Source organism: Maricaulis sp. (genome assembly GCF_034670125.1).
Classification (GTDB): Bacteria; Pseudomonadota; Alphaproteobacteria; order Caulobacterales; family Maricaulaceae; genus Maricaulis.
Map to the genome: position 1 here is coordinate 286,463 of NZ_JAXMOC010000003.1, position 22,404 is coordinate 308,866.

At 63.2% G+C, this 22,404-nt stretch carries 16 protein-coding genes; 10 read left to right on the forward strand and 6 right to left on the reverse strand.

The features are described 5' to 3' along the window. Positions 1 to 47 precede the first annotated feature (47 nt). The 7 genes from galU to rfbD all read left to right on the forward strand — a co-directional run bounded on the left by galU (position 48) and on the right by rfbD (position 7,500). Complete coding sequence (galU, locus tag VOI18_RS07590) at positions 48 to 926, forward strand: UTP--glucose-1-phosphate uridylyltransferase GalU (protein WP_323761797.1); 879 nt, start codon at positions 48 to 50, stop codon at positions 924 to 926. A gap of 119 nt (positions 927 to 1,045) precedes the next feature. Then, positions 1,046 to 2,356 carry a UDP-glucose/GDP-mannose dehydrogenase family protein gene (locus VOI18_RS07595; RefSeq protein ID WP_323761798.1) on the forward strand — a complete coding sequence of 437 codons (1,311 nt, stop codon included), beginning with the start codon at positions 1,046 to 1,048 and terminating at the stop codon, positions 2,354 to 2,356. 82 nt (positions 2,357 to 2,438) lie between these two features. Continuing rightward, complete coding sequence (locus VOI18_RS07600; protein ID WP_323761799.1) at positions 2,439 to 3,959, forward strand: phosphomannomutase/phosphoglucomutase; 1,521 nt, start codon at positions 2,439 to 2,441, stop codon at positions 3,957 to 3,959. A gap of 51 nt (positions 3,960 to 4,010) precedes the next feature. Next, a complete protein-coding gene (gene rfbA / locus VOI18_RS07605) occupies positions 4,011 to 4,886 on the forward strand; it encodes a glucose-1-phosphate thymidylyltransferase RfbA (protein WP_323761800.1) in 876 nt (291 codons plus the stop codon). A gap of 45 nt (positions 4,887 to 4,931) precedes the next feature. After that, complete coding sequence (rfbC, locus tag VOI18_RS07610) at positions 4,932 to 5,537, forward strand: dTDP-4-dehydrorhamnose 3,5-epimerase (RefSeq protein ID WP_323761801.1); 606 nt, start codon at positions 4,932 to 4,934, stop codon at positions 5,535 to 5,537. Continuing rightward, positions 5,534 to 6,595: a dTDP-glucose 4,6-dehydratase gene (rfbB, locus tag VOI18_RS07615; RefSeq protein ID WP_323761802.1), complete on the forward strand. Its 1,062-nt coding sequence runs from the start codon at positions 5,534 to 5,536 to the stop codon at positions 6,593 to 6,595. Before rfbC ends, rfbB begins: the two co-directional genes overlap by 4 nt. Further along, positions 6,592 to 7,500 carry a dTDP-4-dehydrorhamnose reductase gene (rfbD, locus tag VOI18_RS07620; RefSeq protein WP_323761803.1) on the forward strand — a complete coding sequence of 303 codons (909 nt, stop codon included), beginning with the start codon at positions 6,592 to 6,594 and terminating at the stop codon, positions 7,498 to 7,500. Before rfbB ends, rfbD begins: the two co-directional genes overlap by 4 nt. On the opposite strand, the gene VOI18_RS07625 is transcribed toward rfbD, so the two are convergent. The 6 genes from VOI18_RS07625 to VOI18_RS07650 form a co-directional block, all read right to left on the reverse strand. After that, entirely contained in the window at positions 7,454 to 8,446 is a 993-nt protein-coding gene (locus VOI18_RS07625) for an NAD-dependent epimerase/dehydratase family protein (RefSeq protein WP_323761804.1), read from the reverse strand. The two genes, rfbD and VOI18_RS07625, sit on opposite strands and share 47 nt — an antisense overlap. Positions 8,447 to 8,649: 203 nt before the next feature. After that, entirely contained in the window at positions 8,650 to 13,548 is a 4,899-nt protein-coding gene (locus VOI18_RS07630; protein WP_323761805.1) for a cadherin domain-containing protein, read from the reverse strand. Positions 13,549 to 13,806: 258 nt separating this feature from the next. Beyond that, positions 13,807 to 15,153: a TolC family protein gene (locus VOI18_RS07635; protein WP_323761806.1), complete on the reverse strand. Its 1,347-nt coding sequence runs from the start codon at positions 15,151 to 15,153 to the stop codon at positions 13,807 to 13,809. Positions 15,154 to 15,158: 5 nt separating this feature from the next. Then, positions 15,159 to 16,469 (reverse strand): HlyD family type I secretion periplasmic adaptor subunit, encoded by a 1,311-nt coding sequence (locus tag VOI18_RS07640; RefSeq protein WP_323761807.1) that lies wholly within the window; start codon positions 16,467 to 16,469, stop codon positions 15,159 to 15,161. After that, positions 16,469 to 18,163: a type I secretion system permease/ATPase gene (locus tag VOI18_RS07645; RefSeq protein WP_323761808.1), complete on the reverse strand. Its 1,695-nt coding sequence runs from the start codon at positions 18,161 to 18,163 to the stop codon at positions 16,469 to 16,471. The genes VOI18_RS07640 and VOI18_RS07645 overlap by 1 nt, the downstream gene beginning before the upstream one ends. A gap of 141 nt (positions 18,164 to 18,304) precedes the next feature. After that, the gene (locus VOI18_RS07650) at positions 18,305 to 19,273 is read right to left on the reverse strand and encodes a KpsF/GutQ family sugar-phosphate isomerase (RefSeq protein WP_323761809.1); all 969 of its coding nucleotides are present in this window, start codon (positions 19,271 to 19,273) and stop codon (positions 18,305 to 18,307) included. Positions 19,274 to 19,635: 362 nt separating this feature from the next. Between VOI18_RS07650 and gpmA the strand changes: the two genes are divergently transcribed. The 3 genes from gpmA to VOI18_RS07665 all read left to right on the forward strand — a co-directional run bounded on the left by gpmA (position 19,636) and on the right by VOI18_RS07665 (position 22,360). Next, complete coding sequence (gene gpmA / locus VOI18_RS07655; RefSeq protein WP_323761810.1) at positions 19,636 to 20,367, forward strand: 2,3-diphosphoglycerate-dependent phosphoglycerate mutase; 732 nt, start codon at positions 19,636 to 19,638, stop codon at positions 20,365 to 20,367. Continuing rightward, a complete protein-coding gene (gene ribD / locus VOI18_RS07660; RefSeq protein WP_323761811.1) occupies positions 20,364 to 20,987 on the forward strand; it encodes a bifunctional diaminohydroxyphosphoribosylaminopyrimidine deaminase/5-amino-6-(5-phosphoribosylamino)uracil reductase RibD in 624 nt (207 codons plus the stop codon). The genes gpmA and ribD overlap by 4 nt, the downstream gene beginning before the upstream one ends. 71 nt (positions 20,988 to 21,058) lie before the next feature. Next, positions 21,059 to 22,360, forward strand: coding sequence for a pentapeptide repeat-containing protein (locus VOI18_RS07665; protein WP_323761812.1), 1,302 nt, complete (start codon positions 21,059 to 21,061; stop codon positions 22,358 to 22,360). Positions 22,361 to 22,404: the final 44 nt, after the last annotated feature.

Consider the following 22,404-nt stretch of genomic DNA (forward strand, 5'->3'; position numbering starts at 1 on the left):
GACTGTAGATTGGTCTAGTCGTGCTTCTCAGGCAATTTTGAGGTCCCATGCGCAAGATCAGGAAAGCCGTTCTGCCCGTCGCGGGTCTGGGCACCCGTGTCCTTCCCGCAACCAAGGCCATGCCCAAGGAGATGCTGCCGGTTTTTGACCGCCCAGCCATTCAGTACGTGGTCGACGAAGCCTTTGCTGCCGGGATCGAGCATGTTGTGTTCGTCACCGGACGGAACAAGGGGGCCATCGAAGACTATTTCGACACGGCCTATGAGCTTGAAATCACGCTCCGCGAAAAGGGCAAGACCGATATCCTCGAGGCCCTCGAGTCATCGCGCCCGACCCCGGGCTCGATGAGCTTTGTCCGGCAACAGGCCCCACTTGGCCTGGGACATGCGATCTGGTGTGCCCGCGACATTGTCGGCGACGAACCCTTCGCGGTCCTGTTGCCCGATGTTCTTGTCCAGGCAAAGTCCGGATGCCTGTCGCAAATGGTGGACGTCTATGCCGAGACCGGCGGCAATATCATTGCTGTCGAGCAGGTCCCGCCCTCAGAGGTGGACAAGTATGGCGTCATTTCGCCATCCAGCCGCAACGGAAACCGCATTTTGATGAATGGCATGGTCGAAAAACCGGCTGTCGGCGCGGCGCCGTCAAACCTGGCAATCACCGGCCGCTACATCCTGCAAGCGTCGGTATTCGGTTACCTCGCCGACCAGGCTTCGGGGGCGGGGGGCGAAATCCAGCTCACCGACGCCATGGCGCGACAGATGGCCAGCGAAGACTTCCATGCCGTGGAGTATGACGGACAGTCCTATGACTGCGGCAGCAAGCTGGGATATTTGCGGGCGACCATCGCCTATGCCCTCCAACACGAGCAACTGGGCGGTGACGCCGCCCGGATACTGGCTGAATTCACCCGCCCGCCGGAGTGACCCGGCGACACCGGCCCGGGCCAAAGCCATAACGGCCCGCTGATTGCCAGGCACAGAAACATACCTTGCGCCACAGCGCCCGCTCGGCGATACCACACGTCAGCCTTGGAGAGTTTAGCATGCGCGTTGCAATGATCGGCACCGGTTATGTGGGCCTGGTTTCAGGAGCCTGTTTTGCTGACTTCGGACACGAAGTGATCTGTGTCGACAAGGACGCCAGCAAGGTCGAGACCCTCAATTCCGGCGGCATTCCGATCTATGAGCCCGGTCTGGACATGCTGGTCACCCGCAACGCGCGCGAGGGCCGCCTCTCCTTCACCCAGGACCTGGCCGAGGCCGTAAAGTCGGCAGACGCCGTCTTTATTGCGGTCGGCACGCCGTCGCGGCGCGGCGACGGCTTTGCGGATCTCAGCTATGTCTATGCGGCGGCAAAGGAAATTGCTGGCGTCATGGACGGCTACACGGTGGTCGTGACCAAGTCGACCGTTCCGGTCGGAACCGGCGATGAAGTCGAACGCATCATTCGCGAAACGCGGCCGGACGCCGATTTCTCTGTCGTCTCGAACCCGGAATTCCTGCGCGAAGGCGCAGCGATCGACGATTTCAAGCGGCCAGACCGTGTCGTCGTCGGGACCGATGATGACCGGGCCCGCGCGGCGATGAACGAGCTTTACCGCCCGCTCTTCCTCAACGAGACACCAATCGTGTTTACCTCGCGTCGGACGTCCGAGCTGATCAAGTACGCGGCCAACGCCTTCCTGGCGATGAAGATCACCTTCATCAACGAGATCGCCGACCTGTGCGAAAAGGTTGGCGCGAATGTCCAGGAAGTGGCCAAGGGTGTCGGCCTCGACCAGCGTATCGGTGGCAAATTCCTGCATGCCGGTCCCGGCTATGGCGGGTCCTGTTTCCCGAAAGATACGCTGGCCCTGACCCGGACCGCCCAGGAAAACGATGCGCCGCTGCGTCTGATCGAGACCGTGGTCGAGGTCAATGACGCGCGCAAGCGGGCCATGGCAGACAAGGTCATCGCCGCCTGTGACGGCGACGTCAAAGGCAAGACGGTCGCCGTATTGGGTGTCACCTTCAAGCCGAATACCGACGACATGCGCGACGCCCCGAGCCTGGAAATCATCCCGGCGCTCCAGAAAGCCGGGGCCACCGTTCGTGCGTTTGACCCGGCCGGGACGGTGGAAGCGGAAAAACTGCTCGACAATGTCGAATTCGTATCCGGCCCCTATTTCTGTGCCGAGGGCGCCGATGTGCTGGTGATCATCACCGAATGGAACGAATTCCGGGCGCTCGACCTGCAGCGCCTGAAAGCAACAATGAAAGCGCCGGTCCTCGTCGACCTGCGCAATATCTATACGCTGGAAGAAGCCACCAATGCCGGCTTCGCCTATACCAGTGTCGGACGGCCCAACGGCTGACGACCAGCCCGCCGGGTGCCGCCCGACGGGCCATGCGCGTCGCGAGATCCACCCGGCCTGTCAAACGAGAAGCGGTGTTCCCATGACGACCAAGCCCCATGCCAGCCTGAAGCCCAATTCCTGGGAGTTCGAGACCGAGGCCCTGATCAAGCCGACCGGCTTTCGCGAATACGATGCGCGCTGGTGGTTCGGTCACCCCGGTTCCGACAAGGCCCCGGATCTCAATCTTTACGGCGTGCAGGCGCTGGGAGCCGGGTTGGGCACGCTGATCCACGAACTGGGTGTGGCACCAAAGATTGTCGTCGGCCACGACTTCCGCAGTTATTCGCTGAGCGTGAAGCAGGCGCTCGAAGTGGGACTGATGTCCGCTGGCATCGAAGTGCATGACATCGGTCTGGCGCTCTCGCCCACCGCCTACTACGCACAGTTCGATCTCGACATTCCCTGCGTCGCGATGGTCACGGCAAGTCACAACTCGAATGGCTGGACCGGCGTCAAGATGGGCGCCAACCGCCCGTTGACCTTCGGCCCGGACGAAATGAGCCGACTCAAGGAAATCGTTCTGTCCGGCTCGGCGAAAACCCGCTCCGGTGGCGGCTATGTCCGCCAGGCCGGCATTGCCGAACGCTATTTGGATGACGTCGCGGCGGATGTCGCCATCAACCGCCCCCTCAAGGTCGTCGCCGCCTGTGGCAATGGCACGGCCGGAGCTTTTGCCCCGCAGGCACTCAAGGCCATGGGCGTTGAAGTCATCGAGATGGATTGTGAGCTCGACCACAGCTTCCCGCGCTATAATCCCAACCCTGAAGACATGAAGATGCTGCACGCCATGCGCGACGCAGTGCTCGAACATGGCGCGGATGTCGGCCTCGGCTTTGACGGCGATGGTGACCGCTGCGGTGTAATCGACAATGAAGGCGAAGAAATTTTCGCCGACAAGATCGGCCTGATGCTGGCCCGTGATCTGGCGCCGCTTCATCCCGGAGCGAGCTTTGTCGTCGACGTGAAATCCACGGGCCTGTTCGCGATCGACCCGGTTCTGGCCGAACATGGCTGCAAGACCGATTATTACAAGACCGGGCATTCCTACATCAAACGCCGCTCGAAAGAGTTGGGAGCCTTGGCCGGCTTTGAAAAGTCCGGACACTTCTTCCTGCAGCCGCCGATCGGCCGCGGCTATGATGACGGCCTCGTCGCCGCGCGCGCCGTGCTGCAGATGCTCGAACGCAATCCGGACAGGACAATGGCCGACCTGCGCCGGGCCCTGCCGACGAGTTACGGGTCTCCAACCATGTCACCGGCCTGCGCCGATGAGGACAAATACGCGGTTGTCGGGCAGATCGTCGCGAAAGTTGAACAACTCAAGGCCAAGGGCACAACCATCTCGGGTCGCCCCATCATCGACGTCAATACCATCAACGGTGTTCGCTTCACGCTCGAGGGAGGCGCCTGGGGACTTGTGCGGGCGAGCTCCAATACGCCCAACCTGGTTGTGGTCGTCGAGAGCCCCGATTCATCAGACGATGTGAAGGCGATTTTCGGTGAGATCGCCGAAATGCTGAGCGGTTTCCCGGAGATTGGCGAGTTTGACCAAAAGATCTGATCGGGTAAAGCCGGGGTCCACCCTCGTACGGAAACGGAAGGAGCACCCCGCGTGAAAGGCATCATACTCGCCGGCGGAAGCGGTTCACGCCTGGGTCCCCTGACCCGGTCCACGTCGAAGCAGCTCCTCCCCGTATTTGACAAGCCGATGATTTACTATCCGCTTTCCGTCCTCATGCTGGCCGGGATCCGGGAGATTGAAATCATCACCACGCCGCGTGACCGGGAAGCATTCATCGCCTTGCTGGGCGATGGTGCCCGGTTCGGCGTGACCCTCAACTATGTGACCCAGGACCAACCGCGCGGTATTTCCGAGGCTTTCATTCTCTGCGCGGACTTCATCGGAGACCAACCGGTTACCCTCATCCTGGGCGACAATCTCTTTTACGGGCACGGGCTGTCAGGGCTGGTCCGCGAGTCGATTGCCGCGCCCATTTCAGGGGCGACAGTGTTCTCGTGCAGCGTGAACGATCCGAGCCGCTATGGGGTCGCCACGATCGATGCCGACGGTCGCGCCATCAAGATCGAGGAAAAGCCGTCCAACCCGACCTCGAACCTCGCGATCACCGGCCTCTACATCTATGATAATTCGGTTGTCGAGCGGGCCCGCTCCCTGGCTCCGTCCGACCGGGGCGAACTGGAAATCACCGATCTCAACCGGACCTATCTGGATGAGGGCATCCTGAAGGTGACACCACTCGGGCGCGGCGTCGCATGGATGGATACCGGGACGCCGGAAGCCTTGCTTGAATCGTCGGAATTTGTCCGGTCACTCCAGCGTCGCCAGGGTCTCCACATCGCGTGCCTCGAGGAAATCGGCTTCCGCCAGGGCTGGATTTCACGGGACACGCTGGACGAGGCGGTCGCCATGCTCGGCGCCAGCGATTACGGCCGCTATCTGGCCAATATCGCAAACGCCGGCAGGTGACTCAATCGCCTTGAACACAGCCTCCAGAAAGGCGACACACTCTTGATGTCCGTCTCCGCTTTCGACATAACGCCGCTGGATCTTCAGGGCGCTGCCCGCGTTCAACAACCGCGGTTTGCCGACGGTCGCGGCAGCTTTGCCGTCCTCGCCAATCACGACCTGTTTGCGTCGCTCGGCATGCAGACCGCTTTCCTTCAGCAGAACATTTCGGTTTCAAGAGAGGCCGGCACGGTTCGCGGTCTTCATTATCAGGCGCCGCCCGCCGCTCAGGCCAAGCTGGTGAATGTCGTGGCCGGTCGAATTTTCGATGTGCTTGTTGATGCCCGTCCGCACTCGTCCAGCTTTGGTCGTCATTGCGCCGTGACGCTGGAGGCCGGGACATCGGCGGGCGTGTTTGTACCGCGCGGGTTCCTGCATGGTTTCATGACACTGGAGCCGGACACGACGGTCCTATACACCGTCGACAACCCCTACGCGCCCGCGCTCGATTTCAGCATTATGTGGAATGATCCGGACCTGGGAATCAATTGGCCGGTCGCACCCTCGAAGGTGACGCTGTCGGGCAAGGATTCCGCCGCCGCGCCGTGGACTTCGGTCGGAGATACCTTCGCTGCAGACGCCGCCAGCACTGGTCAGGAAACCCGCTCATGAAACTGCTTGTGACAGGAGGGTGCGGCTTTATCGGATCGGCCGTGGTCCGGATGGCGATCTCGCGCGGGCACGAAGTGACCAATCTCGACGCCCTGACCTACGCCGCCAACCCGGCAAACCTGGCCAGCGTCGAGTCCGATCGACGCTACCACTTCATCCGGGCCGATTTGCGCAACCTCGACGCAACCCAGGCCGCCGTCGATGCCGCCAGGCCGGACGCCATCCTGCATCTGGCTGCGGAGACCCATGTGGACCGGTCCATCGACGCGCCATCGGTGTTTGTGGAAACCAATGTCAATGGAACCGCGAACCTGTTGCAGGCAGCGCGTGCATTTCGCGACCGCCTTCCTGCCGACGACCGCGACGAATTTCGGTTCCTCCATGTCTCGACAGATGAGGTCTATGGCTCGCTGGGTGAAACCGGCCTGTTCTCGGAGACATCGCCCTACCAGCCAAACTCGCCCTACGCGGCGTCCAAGGCTGCTGCCGACATGCTGGTGCGGTCCTGGGGCAAGACCTATGGCCTGCCCGTCCTGATCACGAATTGCTCAAACAATTACGGACCCTGCCAATTCCCTGAAAAGCTGGTGCCCATGGTCATCCTGTCGGCGATCCGCGGCCGACCCATCCCGGTGTACGGGTCTGGCACCAATGTCCGGGACTGGCTTTACGTCGATGACCATGCCGACGCCTTGCTGCGGGTTCTCGAGTCCGGTCGTTGTGGCGAGATCTACAATATTGGCGGTGATGCCGAAATGCGGAATATCGATCTGGTCCGTCAGCTCTGCACCCTGCTGGACGAAGCCCGACCGACGACACAGTCCTATTCCGACCTCATCACTTTCGTGGACGACCGACCGGGGCATGATCATCGCTACGCGATCGATGCCGGGAAAATCGACCGCGAACTCGGCTGGCGACCTCGAACCGATCCCCGGACCGGATTGAGAAACACGGTGAAGTGGTATCTCGACCATGAGAGCTGGTGGCAGGGCATACTGGACAATCGCTACGACCAGGAACGGCTCGGCGCCGGCCCGTCGGCCGCGCCGCAGTGACACGCCGGCTTCTGGTCCTGGGCCGCAGCGGGCAGCTGGCGACGTCCCTGGCCAGGCTGGCAGAGCCTGCCGGGTGGCGTGCCGAATGCCTCGACCGAAGCGAGGCGGATTTCACAGCGCCCGACCAGCTTGTCGGGGCCATAGCCGGACGCGAGGGCGTCGACGCCATCATCAACGCGGTCGCCTGCAATGATGTTGATGGGGCAGAGAACGATGACAGGCCGGCACAGGCAATCAACGCCCTTGCCCCGGCGAGGCTTGCCCAGGCCTGCGCCGCGCGCGACATCCCGCTCCTGCACGTGTCCACCGATTATGTGTTTCCGGGTCGGTCCGGCGGTGCCTATCGCGAAACCGACGAGGCACGCCCCCTGAATGCCTATGGCCGAAGCAAGCTGGATGGCGAAACCGCGGTACTGTCGGCCTCACACCGTCACGCCGTGTTCCGAACCGCCTGGGTGTTCAATGGCACACACAACAATTTCGTGACCACGATGCTGCGGCAGATCGGGGTTCGCGAGGAGGTGCGCGTCGTGGCTGACCAGATCGGCAATCCAACTCACGCCGATACACTGGCATCAGGGCTCTTGCAGGCGGCAGGATGCCTGGCAGCGGGGTCGGCGCAGGGCGGCCTGTTCCACCTGTGCAGTCCAGGTCCTGTCAGTCGATCCGACTTCGCGGCGCATATTTACAGGGCCGCCAGCCACCACACGACTGACTGCCCCCGCGTCATACCCATCCCATCCGCGGACTGGCCATCACCCGCGCAACGACCGGCAAATTCGAGCCTTGATTGCAAGCTGTTCGAGACACATTTCCAACACACCCTGCCCCACTGGCGCGCGGGTGTGGAGCAGGCGGTCAGTCAGTGGGCGGAAGGTTGGGCCGGGACGCCGTCCAGTCCCTGAACCAATCCGCGAATGTCGCCAGTCCAGTCGCCAGATCGACAGACGGCCTGTAGCCATAATCTGCTTCCAACCGGCTGGTATCCGCATAGGTGCGCGTGACGTCACCGGGCTGCATCGGCAGCATCTCTTTCCGGGCCGCGACACCCAATTCGGTCTCAAGCGTCTTGATCATGTCCATCAGCCGCACCGGCGATGACCCGCCGATATTGTAGACCGCGTGGCGACCACGTTCGGGGGAATCAACCAGGATGCGGCCCAACGCCTCGACGATATCGTCGATATAGGTGAAGTCGCGCTCCATATCACCGTTGTTGAAGACCTTGATGGGCCGCCCCGACAACATGGCATCAGCGAACAGCCAATAGGCCATGTCGGGTCGACCCCAGGGCCCGTAAACCGTGAAGAAACGCAGTCCCGTGGCCGGAATTCCGTAGAGACTGCAATAGGAGGCCGACATCAGCTCGTCTGATCGTTTGGTCGCGGCATAGAGCGAGGCCGGCGTCTCTGCGGCATCGCTTTCCTTGAACGGAACCGCAGACCGCTCGCCATAAACCGAGCTCGAAGAGGCGTAGACCAGATGATCGAGCCGGTCGCCCAGAGCACGCGCGGCCTCGAGCACCGACAGGTGACCGAGCAAATTGGAGCGGGCATAGGCGAAAGGCGCCTCGAGCGAGTATCTCACCCCTGCCTGGGCGGCCAGATGCAGCAGGCGCTGCGGTCGCACATCGGCCACCAAACGGGCGACACCTTCGTGATCGGCCAGATCCAACGGCTCGAACCGGAATCCCGGGTATCGTGCCAACACGTCGAGCCGCGCCTGCTTCAGCGCCGGGTCGTAGTAGGGATTGAGATTGTCGATACCGACGACGTCTTCGCCGGCTTCAAGCTGCGCTTTCGCCGCATGAAACCCGATGAAGCCGGCCGCTCCTGTAACGAAAATCGTCAAACCCTGGCCTCCCCGACCCGACCGTACAGGCCGCCGATCATTTCGCTCATTGGCGCAACGTTTCGCCGACACGGGCGAGGACGCCGCGTGCCGAAAGGTTTTGCCTCAAGGCCACGAGACGCAACAGCCCCCCGTTGCACATCAAATGCTGGAATTCCCGGACACCAGAAATGGCGGGGAGGGATTACCCCTCCCCGTCACAATCAGGCCCAGCCGTCAGCTGCGTCATCCGACAGCGTCATCATCTGGGCATCACGCGGATCGAACACGTTGGTGAAGGCATCAGCCGGGAAGAAATCCAGGCCATGCGCACCGTCGATCGACGCCTGGCTGACCGGAAGCCCGGCCGCGGACGGAACGGTCAACGGTTCGAAGACCGGGTGTCCCTTGTCGGCCTGGAAGGCCGCCTCGGCCTCGACAGGCCACTCCAGAATCGCTTCGCGGAAGTCGCCGCGCGCGTCTTCGCCATCGCGCCAGAACAGCGGGCCAACATCGCCGCGGAAGTTCCCGATGGTGTCCGACAGGTTCAGCAACAGGGCCAGGTCAGCATCGCTGAGATGCGGGTAGACATGGTCGTGATGACCACCCTTCTCGCCATCTTCCAGGCCGCCCATGACCGGATGGCCGGAGTCGTGGCCGATCGCGTCCGGATCAAAGGGCGCCAGCGTCGGCATGTCATCCGGGTCAAGCCCTTCGCGCCCGGCAAAGTCCGGATCGCCGAAATACTCCGGATTGCTGGTGCCACCATCATAAACGATGGTCTCGACGCTGATCAGCTCGACCACACCGTCCGGTGCACCGACCCGGTTATCCGTGACGACAGTGTTGCCGGACCCGTTGGTTGACAGGCTGTAGTCGGTAGAGGCGCCCGAGAACACCGCCGTGTCGTTGCCGCTGCCACCATTGAAGGTGTCCGTGCCACCGGAGGCGTAGAAACGGTCTGCACCGCCGGCGCCCGTCAGCACATTGTTGGCATCATTGCCGATGAAGATGTCATCGCCAGCGCCGCCGATCGCGTTTTCGATCACCGTTCCGCGGGCGATGCCGACATTGCCATCCCGGCCCATGACGCTCGAATAGGCCTGCTCGCGCAAGTCGAGAGTCTGGTCAGACGCCGAACCGGAATAGTCCATCGTGTCGGTGCCACCCGTGTCAAAGATCGTGAAGCTGACAGAGTTGGTGTGCGCCGTCGCGTCGAAGATCACATTGCCGGCTGTGGAGTTGTAGCCGTATGTCGTGTCGCCACCGCGCGTTGACGTGGAGCCGCCATACATGTCCAGCACCGCGATGATGTCTGCGACCTGCGGTCCGATCACATAGCCGAAATCGGCATCGATGAAGGTGTTCTCGTTCTGCGAGAAGTACGACATCACCGAAGCCTGCCATGAATCGTTCAGATAGATGGCGTCGACGGCGTAATCGGCCGAGCCGTCATAGGGACCACCATGGCCCAGGCCAAGCGCGTGACCGATCTCGTGGATATATGTCTGGAAGGAGTATCCATCGATATTGGTGCCGTATGTAGAGAGCCAGTCGGTGCCCACATTGACACTGGCTGAAGTGATGAACCCGCCCGAAGTCGAGTCAGGACCGGCGAAGGCCCCGTCCTCGTCATCATCGAAGGTGATATCGCCGTTCGTGGCGACTTCGGTGAAATTGATCCCCGTAATGTCTTCCCACAACTGGAGCGCGGCACGTGCGAGCGTCTGCCCGCCCACGGTCAGTGCGGTAATGTTCACGGTGATCGTGTCACCGGCCGACCGGTCCCACTGCAGGCCGCCAAAACCGTTGGAATCGAGATAGTCCGCGATTTCCTGATAATTCCAGGCTGTCAGCGGATCTGTATGCCGGACCTGCAGCGTGTACTGCCCGGAGAGGGTCGGGCCACTGTCCGGTTCCCAGGCCCCGACCGAAACATAATAGGTGCCGGAGGTGGTCGCCGTGAAGCCCAGGCGCGAATCCGTGTTCACACCCAGGGTGATGTCGTCATTCTCGGCAATCAGGGTGCCCGACGCGTCATACAGCCGGATATAGGTGTCATCCAGTTCGACACCGGCCCCGCCGGACCCGAACGCATCGAACTGGTAGCGCTGCCCGGCCTCAAGCGTGATGGCCACCCAGTCGCGGTCTCCCGCCACTTCGAGGGTACCGGTGTAATCGCCACCGGAGACCATCTGGATCTGGGTGGTGTCGCCTTCCGGGACATCGGCCGCTTCACTGCCAACATCACCGACCGTGATCGCCACCGCCTGGTCGTTCGAATTGCTGCCATCGGACGCCGTAACGACAATGTCGTAGACATTGTTGCCACCGCTGTCGCTCGGGCTCTCGAAGTCAGGGGTCGCCAGGAAGCGGACTTCACCGCTCGACGAGTCGATCGTGAACAGAGCCGAGTCGGCACCGGAGATCGAGTAGCTGACCGTGTCGCCGTCGGGATCAACTGCCCGCGCGACATAGGCCGAGGTCTGGTTCTCCGAAACCGTCTGGCTGGCACCGGACGAGAACACCGGCGCGCTGCCACCGCTCTCATCGACATCGGTGACCGTCACCGCAACCGCCTGGGTATCGGTGAGGGTGCCGTCAGACGCCGTTACCGTGAAGTCATAGACATTGTCGCCGCCGGCATCACCCGGGTTCTCGAAGTCCGCCGGGGTGATGAAGGTCACCACACCCGTCGAGCTGCTGATCTGGAACAATGCGGCATCGGTACCGGACAGCGAATAGGTCACGCTGGCACTGTCTGCATCGGTCGCGGTCGCCGTGTACACCGTGCCGGCGCTGTTTTCGGCAATCGTTGCCGTCGAGCCGGACGTGATCACGGGGGCCACATCGTTTTCGTTTTCGACCGTGATGCTCACAGCCTGCGTCGTGGTCAGCACGCCATCGGATGCCCGAACGGTGATTTCATAGACGTTGTCGCCATTCGCGTCGGTGGGCGTTTCGAAATCAGGGGGCGCCACAAAGCTGACCGCGCCGGTGACCGCGTTCACCGTGAACAGGGCCGCGTCCGCGCCGGTGATCGAATAGACCACCGCGTCACCATCACCATCGGTCGCCGCGATGGTATAGGCCACGCTCGCATCATTCTCTGTGAATGTCGCCGAGCCCGCCGATGTGATCACCGGGGCCGAGTTCACATTGTTGACCGTGACGGTGAGCGCCTGGGTGACATTGGTCGAGCCGTCACTGACCTGAAGGACAAGGTCATAGACATTGTCGGTATCCGCATCGGCGGGGTTTTCGAAGTCCGGCGAGGTGATGAAGCTCAACTCACCGGTGGCGCTGTCGATCTGGAACAGGGCTCCGTCACCGCCTGCCGCGATCGAGTAGGTCAGCGTGTCACCATCACCATCCGTAGCGGTGGCGGTGTAGAAGCTGCCGGTCGAATCCTCGTCGACCGCGTCGACGGTTGCCGAGGTGAAGACCGGAGCAAACTCATTTTGGTTGGTGACCGTGATCGACACGGCCTGGGCGTCGACATTGCTGCCGTCGGAGGCCGTGACTGTGACTTCGTAGACATTGTCGCCATTGCCATCGAGCGGCGCTTCAAAGTCAGGCGGCGCGAGGAAACTCACCGCACCTGTTCCGGCATCAATCGTGAACAGGGCCGAGTCGGTCCCCGACAGGGAATAGGTCAGGGCCGCGCCTTCCGGGTCGGTCGCGGTCGCAGTGTAGACAACGCCGGCGTTGTTTTCCGGCGTGCTGGCCGTCGCCGCGGATGTGACGACCGGCGCTTCATTGACGTCATTGACCGTCACCTGGACCGTTTGGGTCGTAACGGTTGTTCCGTCACTGGCCCGGACGGCAACCTCATAGACATTGTTGCCATCGCCGTCGGTCGGTGCCTCGAAGTCCGGCGACGCGATGAATGTCAGCGCCCCGGTTGCGCTGTCGATCGCGAACAGCGCGCTGTCCCCGGTTGTTCCGAGCGAGTAGGTGATCGTCGAATTGTCCGGGTCGGCGGCGACAGCGGTATAAACTGTCCCGGTGCCGTTTTCGTCGAAACTGGCGGTGGTGCCGGATGAGAAAGTCGCGGGTCCCTCATCGACGGGATCGACGGTGATGGATACGGCCTGGTCGACCGAATTGGTCCCGTCCGAAGCCGTCACGGTGATCTCGTAAACATTGTCGCCGTCAGAATCGGCCGGGCTCTCATGATCCGGAGCCGCGATGAAGCTGATGGCGCCCGTCACCGGGTCGATGCTGAACAGTGCGGCATCGGCACCCGACAGCGAGTAGGTCAGCGCTGCCCCTTCCGGATCGGTGGCCGCCGCCGTGTACACGGTCCCCGCAGTGTTCTCGTCCACCGACGCCGTTGAGGCCGATGTGAAGGCGGGAGCCTCGTCCACATCATCAACCGTGATCGTCACGGTCTGATCGGTGGTGTTGACGCCATCTGACGCCCGGATCGTGACCTCGTAGACATTGTTGCCATCCGCATCCACGGGGGCTTCGAAATCCGGCGTGGCGGTGAACGTCAGGGCGCCGGTCGAGCTGTTGATCGAGAACGCGCCGGCATCAGCGCCACCGCTGATCGAGAATGAAATGGCATTGCCGTCAGCGTCTGTCGCGGTCGCGGTATAGACGCTGCCGGTCGTGTTCTCGTCGACACTCGCAGAGGTCGCCGAGCTGAACACCGGAGGATTGGTATTGGGAGTGGGTGTCGGCGTCGGGTTTGAGCCGCCGCCTCCGCCGCCGCCGGCCGCTGCGCCCAGCAGTCCCGCGCCGCCGAGAACACCGAGGATGGCCGCGCCGCCACCGCCACCGGCTGCCGCCGCGGTGGACACGCCCAGCAGGGCATTCGCTTCAATGGCCGCTTCAGAGATGAAGTAGACCCCATCAACGACCGCAACATCATTGGCCGCAATCAGCACCGTACGGCCGTCGGACATGACCAGTTGCATGGAGCCGTCCGCGCCCATTTCGACCCGCGCCACGCCGCTGACATCGGACAGCGGCGAGAACCCGGCCGGCTGACCGGCAGCCTCCCCTTGCGCGTGGGAACCGCCGGCGAGCAACAAGGCTCCGCCGGTCGCCATCGCGGTGGTCAGGAGCGCATTGCGCACAGTTGAAGCATTCTTGGTCTTGCTGGTCACAGGCATGATTGATCTCTCCCGACGATCTACTTGCTTTCACACGGCTTTACATCGGCGTCGAGCGACTTTCGGCCACGTTGGGACGTGGTCGAACCGAATACATGCGATCCTCACTTACTCTTGAAGCCGGCTCCCACAGGGAACCGGCATCACCCCTATTCGACTGCCGCCAAGGCCCACCGCGCACCGACCTGTTTCCCGGTCAGCCTGCACGCCGATCAACTCGGTTGCACGCCAACACCGTTCACTGCGGCTGCGCAAGCGTCAAGGCACTTCGTGAGCAACATCCGTTCCTGATCCGGGCCGTGGCATCCGTGCCGTAAGCCCCATCAACTCCAACTTCTGGCGCAGCAACGTGAATCGCGCGCCAATCACGTCCAGTTCGGCCCGTTCATAGGCGAGCCTCGCATCAATCAGGTCCGGCAAGGTACCCAGCCCGAAGGAAAACTCGCCCGACACCGCGTCGAAATATTCAAACTGCGACCGGGCTACAGCTTCGCGGCGGACCAGTTGCGCCTGCAATGACATGGAACGACGAAAGACGATTTCCGCCTGCTCGCGCAATTGCCGTTGCATGGAGCGCAAACCGCTTTCTTCCTGCTCCAGACGGGCAACGGCGCGGTCGCGGCGGGCCCCCAGCGCGTCGCCGGTATACAGCGGGACCGAAACATCGATACCGACGCGATCGCGGGCATCCCAAGTCTCGCTGAAGTCATCATACACGTAGGACGCAATACCGACCGCCTCGATCACCGGTAGGCGACTGCGACGGGCCCGCTCCCGCTGGGCATCAAGCACCCTGACAGCTTCCGCTTGAGCGGCCAGGTCCGGGTTCTGTGTCATCGTCAGGTCAACCGCATCATGGACCGTCGCCACACCTTCAAGCGCCCGGTCGAGGTCATTGGCGGCTGCGACGGCATCGCACAAGGCTCCCGGCGCATATCCGGTATACTCACGGATCCGGGTTCCCGCCCGCTCGCGCATGAAATTCAGCTCGAGCGCATCGGCTTCCGCCTCGGCCAGCTGGGCAGCGATCTGGGCGCTGTCGGCGCGGGTGGCCCCTCCGGTCTCCAGCAAGGCCTCCACGGCGACCCGCTGGCGATCAAAATAGTCGCGGCGTTCGGCGATCACACCGATCATGGCTTCAGCCTCCAGATGCGTGAGATACGCATCGGCGAGCCGACTGGATGCATCGATCTGCTGCGAGCGCAGCTCGTGCGCCCTTTGATCGATCGACCGGCTTGCGGCGGCCATCGCATAGTGGGAGTCGCCAAAATCGTAGAGACGCTGGGACAAGCGGACCCCGACCTGGTTCTCGATCTGGCTACCCGTCAGCCCACTGTCACCGGACGCCGTGCGGCCAAATGTCGAAACCTGTGGCAGGCGCAAGGACTCGGCTTCGCGATAATCGGCGGCGGCCTCATCCTGGCGGGCCATCGCACCAGCCACTTCAGGCGCGCGTTCCGCTGCCAGCCGCAGGGCGGCCTCGAATGACAGGCAATTGTCTGTCTGGGCAGACGCCGTGCCAACCAGACCTCCCAAGCCTGCCAGCGCGCACATCATGGCACCCAATGTGGTCGATCTGCGACGCGAAACCCGATTGATTTTCATCGCCACTATCCGGTCCGGGCGCCGCGGAAAAGCGACTCGCTGATGGGCTCGAGAAGGTAATCCAGCGTCGTCCGGCTCGATCCCGAGAAGATGAAAACCTCGACCGGCATGCCAGGAATGACATCCAGCTCTCCGAGACGCGCCGCCTGGTCTGCCGGGATGCGAATACGGACCTCGTAGTAGGAAACACCGGTGTTCTGGTCGGTCTTCAGATCCGCACTGACGCTGATCACCTCTCCATCCAGGCGCGGCGTCATCCAGCTCTTGTAAGCGGTCAGGCGTGTGCGGACAGCCTGGCCTTCATAGACAGCGGCCCGATCAGCCGGCTGGATCCGAACGGATGCCGTCATTTCGCCAACAGCCGGGACGATTTCCAGAATGGCTTCGCCGGGCCTGACCACACCCCCGCGCGTTGCAAATCGAAGATTGAGCACTTCACCGGACAGGGGCGCGACCACGACCGAACGATTCAGTACGTCCTGGGCCGCGGCAATGCGCTCGCCAGCCTGTTCCAGCTGACTGCGGACCTCGAGTTGATCAGCCGAGATCTGGCGCAGGAAGGCCGCTTCGGTCTGGGCGATCTGGCCGTCGAGATCCTGTTCCAGCGTGGCGGCCTGCTGGGCATCGGTCCGCAGACGGGAGATATCCGCTTCCAGCGCCGCCACGTCGCGTTCCATCCCACGCAGCTCGTCCAGTCGGGCCATCTGCCGCTCATAGCGGTCGCGCAACAGCGAAAGCTGGTCCTCAGCCGCCGCAATGACACGCTGGGTCACGCGGATCTGCTGGGCGTGCAGGGCGCGCGATGACCGGGCGCCATCCCGTCGCGCGGTCAGGACAGCGATATCAGCCTGAAACGACTGGGTCTGCTGGCGGAACAGGTCGCTCTGCCGGGTCACCACCGCCTGGCGCTGGTCCGCCGTCAGGTCGAGGGCGTCAAGCGGGGAAAAGTCCGGCTCATCCAGTCCGGCGCGCAAGGCCGCAAGCCGCTGCTGGGATCCGGTCAGGGTCGCGATCTCCTGCAACAACTCGTCGCGCACGGCGAGCGAGGCGGTCTCCTGCAGGGTCAACAGGGGCTCGCCGGCATCGACCTGGTCACCATCCCGCACCAGTAGCTCATGAATGATGCCACCCTCGAGATGCTGAACAACCTGCCGGTCATTCTCGACCACGATCTGACCGGCCGCCGGCACGCCCTCGGCAAGCGGTGCCAGCCCGGCCCACGCCAGGAAACCGCCGAGTCCGATCAGGCAGATCAGCGCCGAATTGCGGACAAAACCATCAGCGAGGATGCGGCTCGTCTGGTCGGGCGCATCCATCAGGCAGCCCCCCCGCGACCGGACATCTGTGTGCCCGCTCCCGGTCCGGTCGCCAGTTTGAGGAATTGTTCGGCTGGCGCCGCCATGACGTCTCCATTGCGCACCAGCAACACAGTCTTTGACCGCTCGATCACACGGCGGTCATGGGTCGCCGCCAGGATGATCGCACCCCGCTCGGCGGCCTGGCGCAATGCGTTGACGAGGCCGGGCGCTGCCGCCGCATCCAGATTGGCCGTCGGCTCGTCCAGCAACAACAAGACCGGGTCCCCGAACAAGGCCCGCGCCAGACCGATCATCTGGCGCTGACCGGCCGACAGGTGCGTGCCGCCCGGTCCGACGCGCGTGTCATAGCCGTCGGGAAGGGAAAGAATGGTTTCGTGGGAGCCTGCAGCCCGGGCGGCAGCGATGATCGCCTCGGCATCGGCCTCACCAAGCCGGGCGATGTTTTCCCCGACTGTGGCCGGGAGGAGTTCGACGTCCTGCGGGACATAGCCGACATGGCGTCCGCGATCCGGGCCCGGCCAGTCGTGCAGGTTGCGCCCGCCCAGGCTCATCGCGCCGGAACCCGGCTGCCAGGCGCCCGCAAGCGTCTGCAGGAGCGTGGTCTTGCCGGCGCCATTGCCACCCGTCACGGCAATCAGTTGACCGCCCGATGCAGACCAGCTGAACGGACGTATCTGGGGTGTTTCGGCACCCGGAACGACAACCGACAACCGGTCCAGTTTCAACTCTGCCGCCGGTCGCGGCAAGGGTGTGAAACGCGCCTCCGCGTCCGTCCCGTCGAGGCGTTCAGTCAGGCCTTTCCAGGCCGCCCATGTCTGGATGGTGTTGCGCCATCCGCCGACGATCTGGTCGATCGGCCCCAGTGTACGCGCCAGGATGATCGACGACGCGACGATCGCTCCGGGCGAGATTTCCTGGCTCAACGCCAGTGCCGCGCCACCACCGAGCACACCAATCTGAAGGATCTGCCGCGTCGAGCGGGAAATCGCCGAGAACTTGCCGTCTCCCTTTGCGGCTTCCATCGAGAAACTCTGGCCAGCGCCCTGGCTGGCCCGCCAGCGGCGATAGGCAGCCGGCACCAGACCCATGGCAGCCATGGCTGAGCGCTGACGCTCCAGCCCGGCGGCGAAATCCCCGGCGCTGCGCAGCGCTCCCTGGGAAAACTGGCCGGCCTGGCGGGTGGTCATCTCTGCAGTGACCGCGACCGCAAACACCACAGCCGCGCCAACCAGCCCGATCACTCCCAACACCGGGTGGATGAGGAACAGCACGACCAGGAACAGGGGGGCAAACGGCAGGTCGGCAAAGGGCAGAAGTGAGCCGGATTGCAGAGCGGTCTGCACCCGCTGGATCGCGCCGAGATCGCGCGAGAGATGCGGCGCACCGGACTCGGCTTCAAACCGGGCGAAGACCAAGGGCACAAGCAGGGCGTCGAGCTCCTGTCCGGCCAACGCGCCGACCCGGCGTCGCCCGGCTTCCGCCGCGCCGTAGACACCCAGCAAGAAGACCGCCAGCACCGACAACCAGATCAAGGTGTCGGTCGAAGCCGACGACAGGACTCGGTCATAGACCTGCAGCATGTAGAGCGGCGACACCAGCAGCAGCAGGTTCGAGGCGAGCGAAAACCCGGCCAGCGCCGCCATGTGCGGCCGCAAGCGCTGCCGGACCTGCAATGCCAAGGGTTTTTGCATACTCACTCCCACACAGACCGAAGTCCCTTGACGCCTGAACAATGAATGCCCTGCGATCCTGCCCGGTCCCTTGTGCCAACGATACCGTGGAGATCGAAATTTCGCCAGTGCCTGCACCGGCTTGTATGCACGGCTGGCGCGCTATTTCAGTCCGACACGCAACAGGTCGTGAAGGTGAAGGATACCGACGGGCCGGTCATCGCCATCGACAATGAAGAGCTGGATGATCTTCGGGTCGCCCGCCGTCATCAGCCGCAATGCATCCGCTGCCAGCATGCCGGCATTGCCGGTACGCGGTCCGACCGTCATCACATCACCCGCACGCTTGTCGACCAGGCCCGCCCCCATGTGCCGACGCAAATCGCCATCGGTGATGATGCCCGCCAGCCTTCCGTCCGGGTCGGTGATACCGGCGCAGCCAAAGCTCTTGGTCGTCATTTCGATCAGCACGTCACTCATCGGTGCGTCGGCGCCGATCAATGGCACCGCGTCACCCGCGTGCATGATATCGCCGACACTCGCGAGAGCAGCGCCCAGTGCGCCGCCGGGATGGAAGGTCTTGAAGTCCGTCGCTGTGAAGCCGCGCGCCTCCAGCAAGGCGACCGCCAACGCATCGCCCAAGGCCATCATGAGAGTGGTCGAGGTCGTTGGTGCGCGGGTTTCGCCGCAGGCTTCCGGCGATTGTGGAATGGCCAGCAGGAAGTCCCCGGCTCGTCCGAGCGTGCTGTCAGGCTGGGCTGTCATGGCAATCAACGGGACGCCGAAGCGGCGGCAATAGGCGATCAGATCGCCAAGCTCCTTGGTCTCGCCGGACTTTGACAGGGCCAGCACCGCGTCATCGCTGCCAATCATGCCCAGATCGCCATGACTGGCTTCGGTCGGATGGACGTAATAGGCCGGCGTTCCGGTTGATGCGAGAGTCGCCGCGATTTTTCGCGCGACATGGCCGGACTTCCCCACCCCGGCGCAGATCAGTCGCCCCTGCAGCCCTTCAAGACGCGACACCGTGTCCGCGAATGCCGCAGAAATGGACTTTTCAAGCGCCTCCATGCCGTCGCGCTCGATGGCGATGACGCGCCGGGCAGATTGCACGGAATCGATATCGGACATGCCGTTTCCTCACAGCCAGTCAGGACGGAATGCCCTCTTCAGCACGACCCAATAGCAGAACCGCGCACGTCCGGGGAAGAGACGTGCGCGGTTTGGGCGACCGGTGGCGCTCAGGCCTTGGGGGGACGGTTCAAGGCCGCGCATCCCGACGCCGCTTATCGGGGCGGATAAGTCATGCCTTGGGTGTCGGTTCAATGGGATGAACCAGGCCCGCCCCGGAAACCTGTGGTCCTTTTATACCACAACTTGATCGTGAGCGTTAAGCGAAATCTGGTGACCGACCGCCACCGCCCCACCGCCTTGCCCTGCTGCGATGGGCGGGCTATCGCTGCCCGCGACAGGGCAATTCGGGAGACAACCTCATGCCGCAACTCGCACTCATCCGGCACGGACAGAGCGAATGGAATCTCCAAAACCGGTTTACCGGCTGGGTTGATGTCGACCTGACCGATGAGGGCATTGCCCAGGCCAGGCGTTCCGGCGAATTGCTGGCCAAGGAAGGGTTCGAACCGACGCATGCTTACGTGTCAGTGCTGAAACGAGCGATCAAGACGCTCAACCTCACTCTGGAAGGCCTCGACCGGTTGTGGATTCCGGTCGACAAGGCCTGGCGCCTGAATGAACGGCACTACGGTGCGCTTGCCGGCCTCGACAAGAATGAGACCCGGGCCAAGCACGGTGACGACCAGGTCAAGATCTGGCGCCGGTCCTTTGACACGCCGCCTCCGCCGATCGCGACGGACCATGCCTATCACCCGATCAATGACACGCGTTATTCTGATGTCCCGCGCGAGCTCCTGCCAGCGTCCGAGTCGCTGAAATCGACGCTGGATCGCGTTGAACCCTACTGGACGGCATCCATCCTGCCGCGCCTGAAATCCGGCGAAACGCTGATCGTGGCGGCGCACGGCAACAGCCTTCGGGCCCTCGTCAAACTCCTTTTCAAGGTCTCGGACGCTGACATCATGGAGATCGAGGTCCCGACCGGAAACCCGCTGCTGATCGATCTCGCTGATGACGGCACCACTTTGCGATCCGCACGGTATCTCGATGCCGATCGGGCCAAGCCATTGCCGCCCATTCCTCTCGCATGACGGCAATCGACGACGCCCGATACATGGACCTCGCACTGGCTCTGGCACAGGCGCAACAGGGGCGCACCGCTCCCAATCCGGCGGTAGGATGCGTGCTCGTCAGGGACCGACGGATCATCGCCGTTGGCGCGACAGCGAACGGCGGCAGACCGCACGCGGAAAGGGTTGCCCTCGACGCGGCGGGCGATCAGGCCGCCGGCGCAACCGCCTACGTCACCCTCGAACCCTGCGCCCATCATGGTCAGACGCCGCCCTGCGCCGAGGCCCTGGTGCAGGCGGGCGTGGCAAGGGTCGTGGTCGCTTGCCGGGACGCGTTCCACAAGGTCGCCGGTCGCGGACTGGTCATCCTCAAGGCTGCGGGCATCACGGTCGAGACCGGGCAACGCCAGGCGGACGCAGCCAAGCTCTATGACGGATTCTTCCATCGCCTTTCCACCGGCTGGCCGAAGATCGAAGTCGATCAGCGGGCCCGACTGTATGATGCAGAGCTGACCGCCGACACATCTGAAGCCGCCTTGACCCAGATCCGCGCCTTCGCTGCTGACGGCATCAACCGGCTCCGGATCGCGCCTGGCCACCCTCTCGCGGACCGCGACTGGTCCGCCCTTCTCGATGCCTGATCAGAACACTGGCTGTTAACGGTCGGTCGGTATGATGTCGGATTGAAACACATGCCGACAGGACCGCGCCGATGACCGGTCGCAAGATCGAGTTCAAGAAACTGACCCAGGACGAAGTCGACGCAATCTGCGCCCGGCATGAACGCCTTTGGTCGGGCAGATCGGGCGGCGCGCGAGCGAACTTCTCCTATACAATTCTCGAAAACATGGTGCTCGCCAACCGGGACCTGTCCGATGCCGACTTCAGCGGTGCTGTGCTGCGCGGTGCGGTCCTGTCCGGGGCCACACTGAACAGCGCGACTTTCTTCGCGGCCGATTTGCGGCGCGCCAATCTGGAAGGTGCCTCCCTGCGTCGCGCCGACCTGCGCGGGGCGATCATGCGGGGCGCAAACCTGACCGGGGCGGACCTCACCGAAGCTGACTTGCGCGAAGGTGCCATCGCCCAGATGGACAAGGAAAAAGGCCTGTCCGTCCTGAGCCACCGCACCCAGGAGAACGACGCGGGCACGGCCAATTTCACCGGCGCCAACCTGTCCGGATCGAAAATGGCCGGCATGGCCGCCCAGCAAGCCGACTTTACCGACGCCATGTTGCTGGGGACGCGGATGATCCGTGCCAATCTTCGCGGCTCATCCTTCCAGGGCGCCAACCTGGAGGGCGCGGACCTGTCCGGCGCCGACCTGTCCGACACAGATTTCTCGCATGCGGTCCTGATCGGAACCAAGACGGCGACGGCCAAGACACAAGGCATGAACACTGAAGGTGCGTTGACCAACGATCCCGTCGGCATCGACCCTGACGCCCTGGAGCAATCGCTGGCCGACCAGATCGCCGAGCATGTCCGCTGGTGCGACACCAATGGCAAGGAGGGCAAGCCCTCCTTTTTCGACGGAACGGACCTGCGTGGCCTTACGTCATTGGCCGGGAAAACACTGACGGCCTTCCACGCACGCGGATCGACCCTTTATGGACTGGATCTGGAAGGGGCGCAGTTGCAAGGCGCCCGGCTGGAAAAGGCCGATCTGCGGATGGTCAGTCTGCGCGGTGCCGACCTGCGCGGGGCAGACCTGACCGGTGCCAACCTGTCCAATGCCGATCTGCGGGATTGCCAGCTCGGCCCGCTTTTGCTGGACGGGGACCGCGTCCTGCCGGCCTCTCTCGCCGGCGTGCGGGCCCGCTACACCGATTTGCGCGGTGCCGATCTGAGGCAGACCAAAGCCACAGGCGCGGACTTTTCCTATGCGACCCTCAACGGCGCCAATGTCAAACGGGCGATCTTCAACGGGTCCTGTTTCACAGGCGCCCGCGTTGACGAGGATTTCACCGACCTGGTCGATTCACTCGACGGTGCGGTCGACCTCGACGCGGCCTGATCCGACAAAAAAGGCGGCGAGCTTTCGCTCACCGCCTTCAGGGT

Coding starts and splice junctions, on each gene's coding strand:
- VOI18_RS07635 (WP_323761806.1), bottom strand. CDS start 15,153: ATGAAAATCAATCGGGTTTCGCGTCGCAGATCGACCACATTGGGTGCC.
- VOI18_RS07600 (WP_323761799.1), top strand. CDS start 2,439: ATGACGACCAAGCCCCATGCCAGCCTGAAGCCCAATTCCTGGGAGTTC.
- VOI18_RS07645 (WP_323761808.1), bottom strand. CDS start 18,163: ATGCAAAAACCCTTGGCATTGCAGGTCCGGCAGCGCTTGCGGCCGCAC.
- VOI18_RS07640 (WP_323761807.1), bottom strand. CDS start 16,469: ATGGATGCGCCCGACCAGACGAGCCGCATCCTCGCTGATGGTTTTGTC.
- ribD (WP_323761811.1), top strand. CDS start 20,364: ATGACGGCAATCGACGACGCCCGATACATGGACCTCGCACTGGCTCTG.
- VOI18_RS07630 (WP_323761805.1), bottom strand. CDS start 13,548: ATGCCTGTGACCAGCAAGACCAAGAATGCTTCAACTGTGCGCAATGCG.
- VOI18_RS07650 (WP_323761809.1), bottom strand. CDS start 19,273: ATGTCCGATATCGATTCCGTGCAATCTGCCCGGCGCGTCATCGCCATC.
- VOI18_RS07665 (WP_323761812.1), top strand. CDS start 21,059: ATGACCGGTCGCAAGATCGAGTTCAAGAAACTGACCCAGGACGAAGTC.
- rfbB (WP_323761802.1), top strand. CDS start 5,534: ATGAAACTGCTTGTGACAGGAGGGTGCGGCTTTATCGGATCGGCCGTG.
- gpmA (WP_323761810.1), top strand. CDS start 19,636: ATGCCGCAACTCGCACTCATCCGGCACGGACAGAGCGAATGGAATCTC.
- VOI18_RS07595 (WP_323761798.1), top strand. CDS start 1,046: ATGCGCGTTGCAATGATCGGCACCGGTTATGTGGGCCTGGTTTCAGGA.
- galU (WP_323761797.1), top strand. CDS start 48: ATGCGCAAGATCAGGAAAGCCGTTCTGCCCGTCGCGGGTCTGGGCACC.
- rfbC (WP_323761801.1), top strand. CDS start 4,932: ATGTCCGTCTCCGCTTTCGACATAACGCCGCTGGATCTTCAGGGCGCT.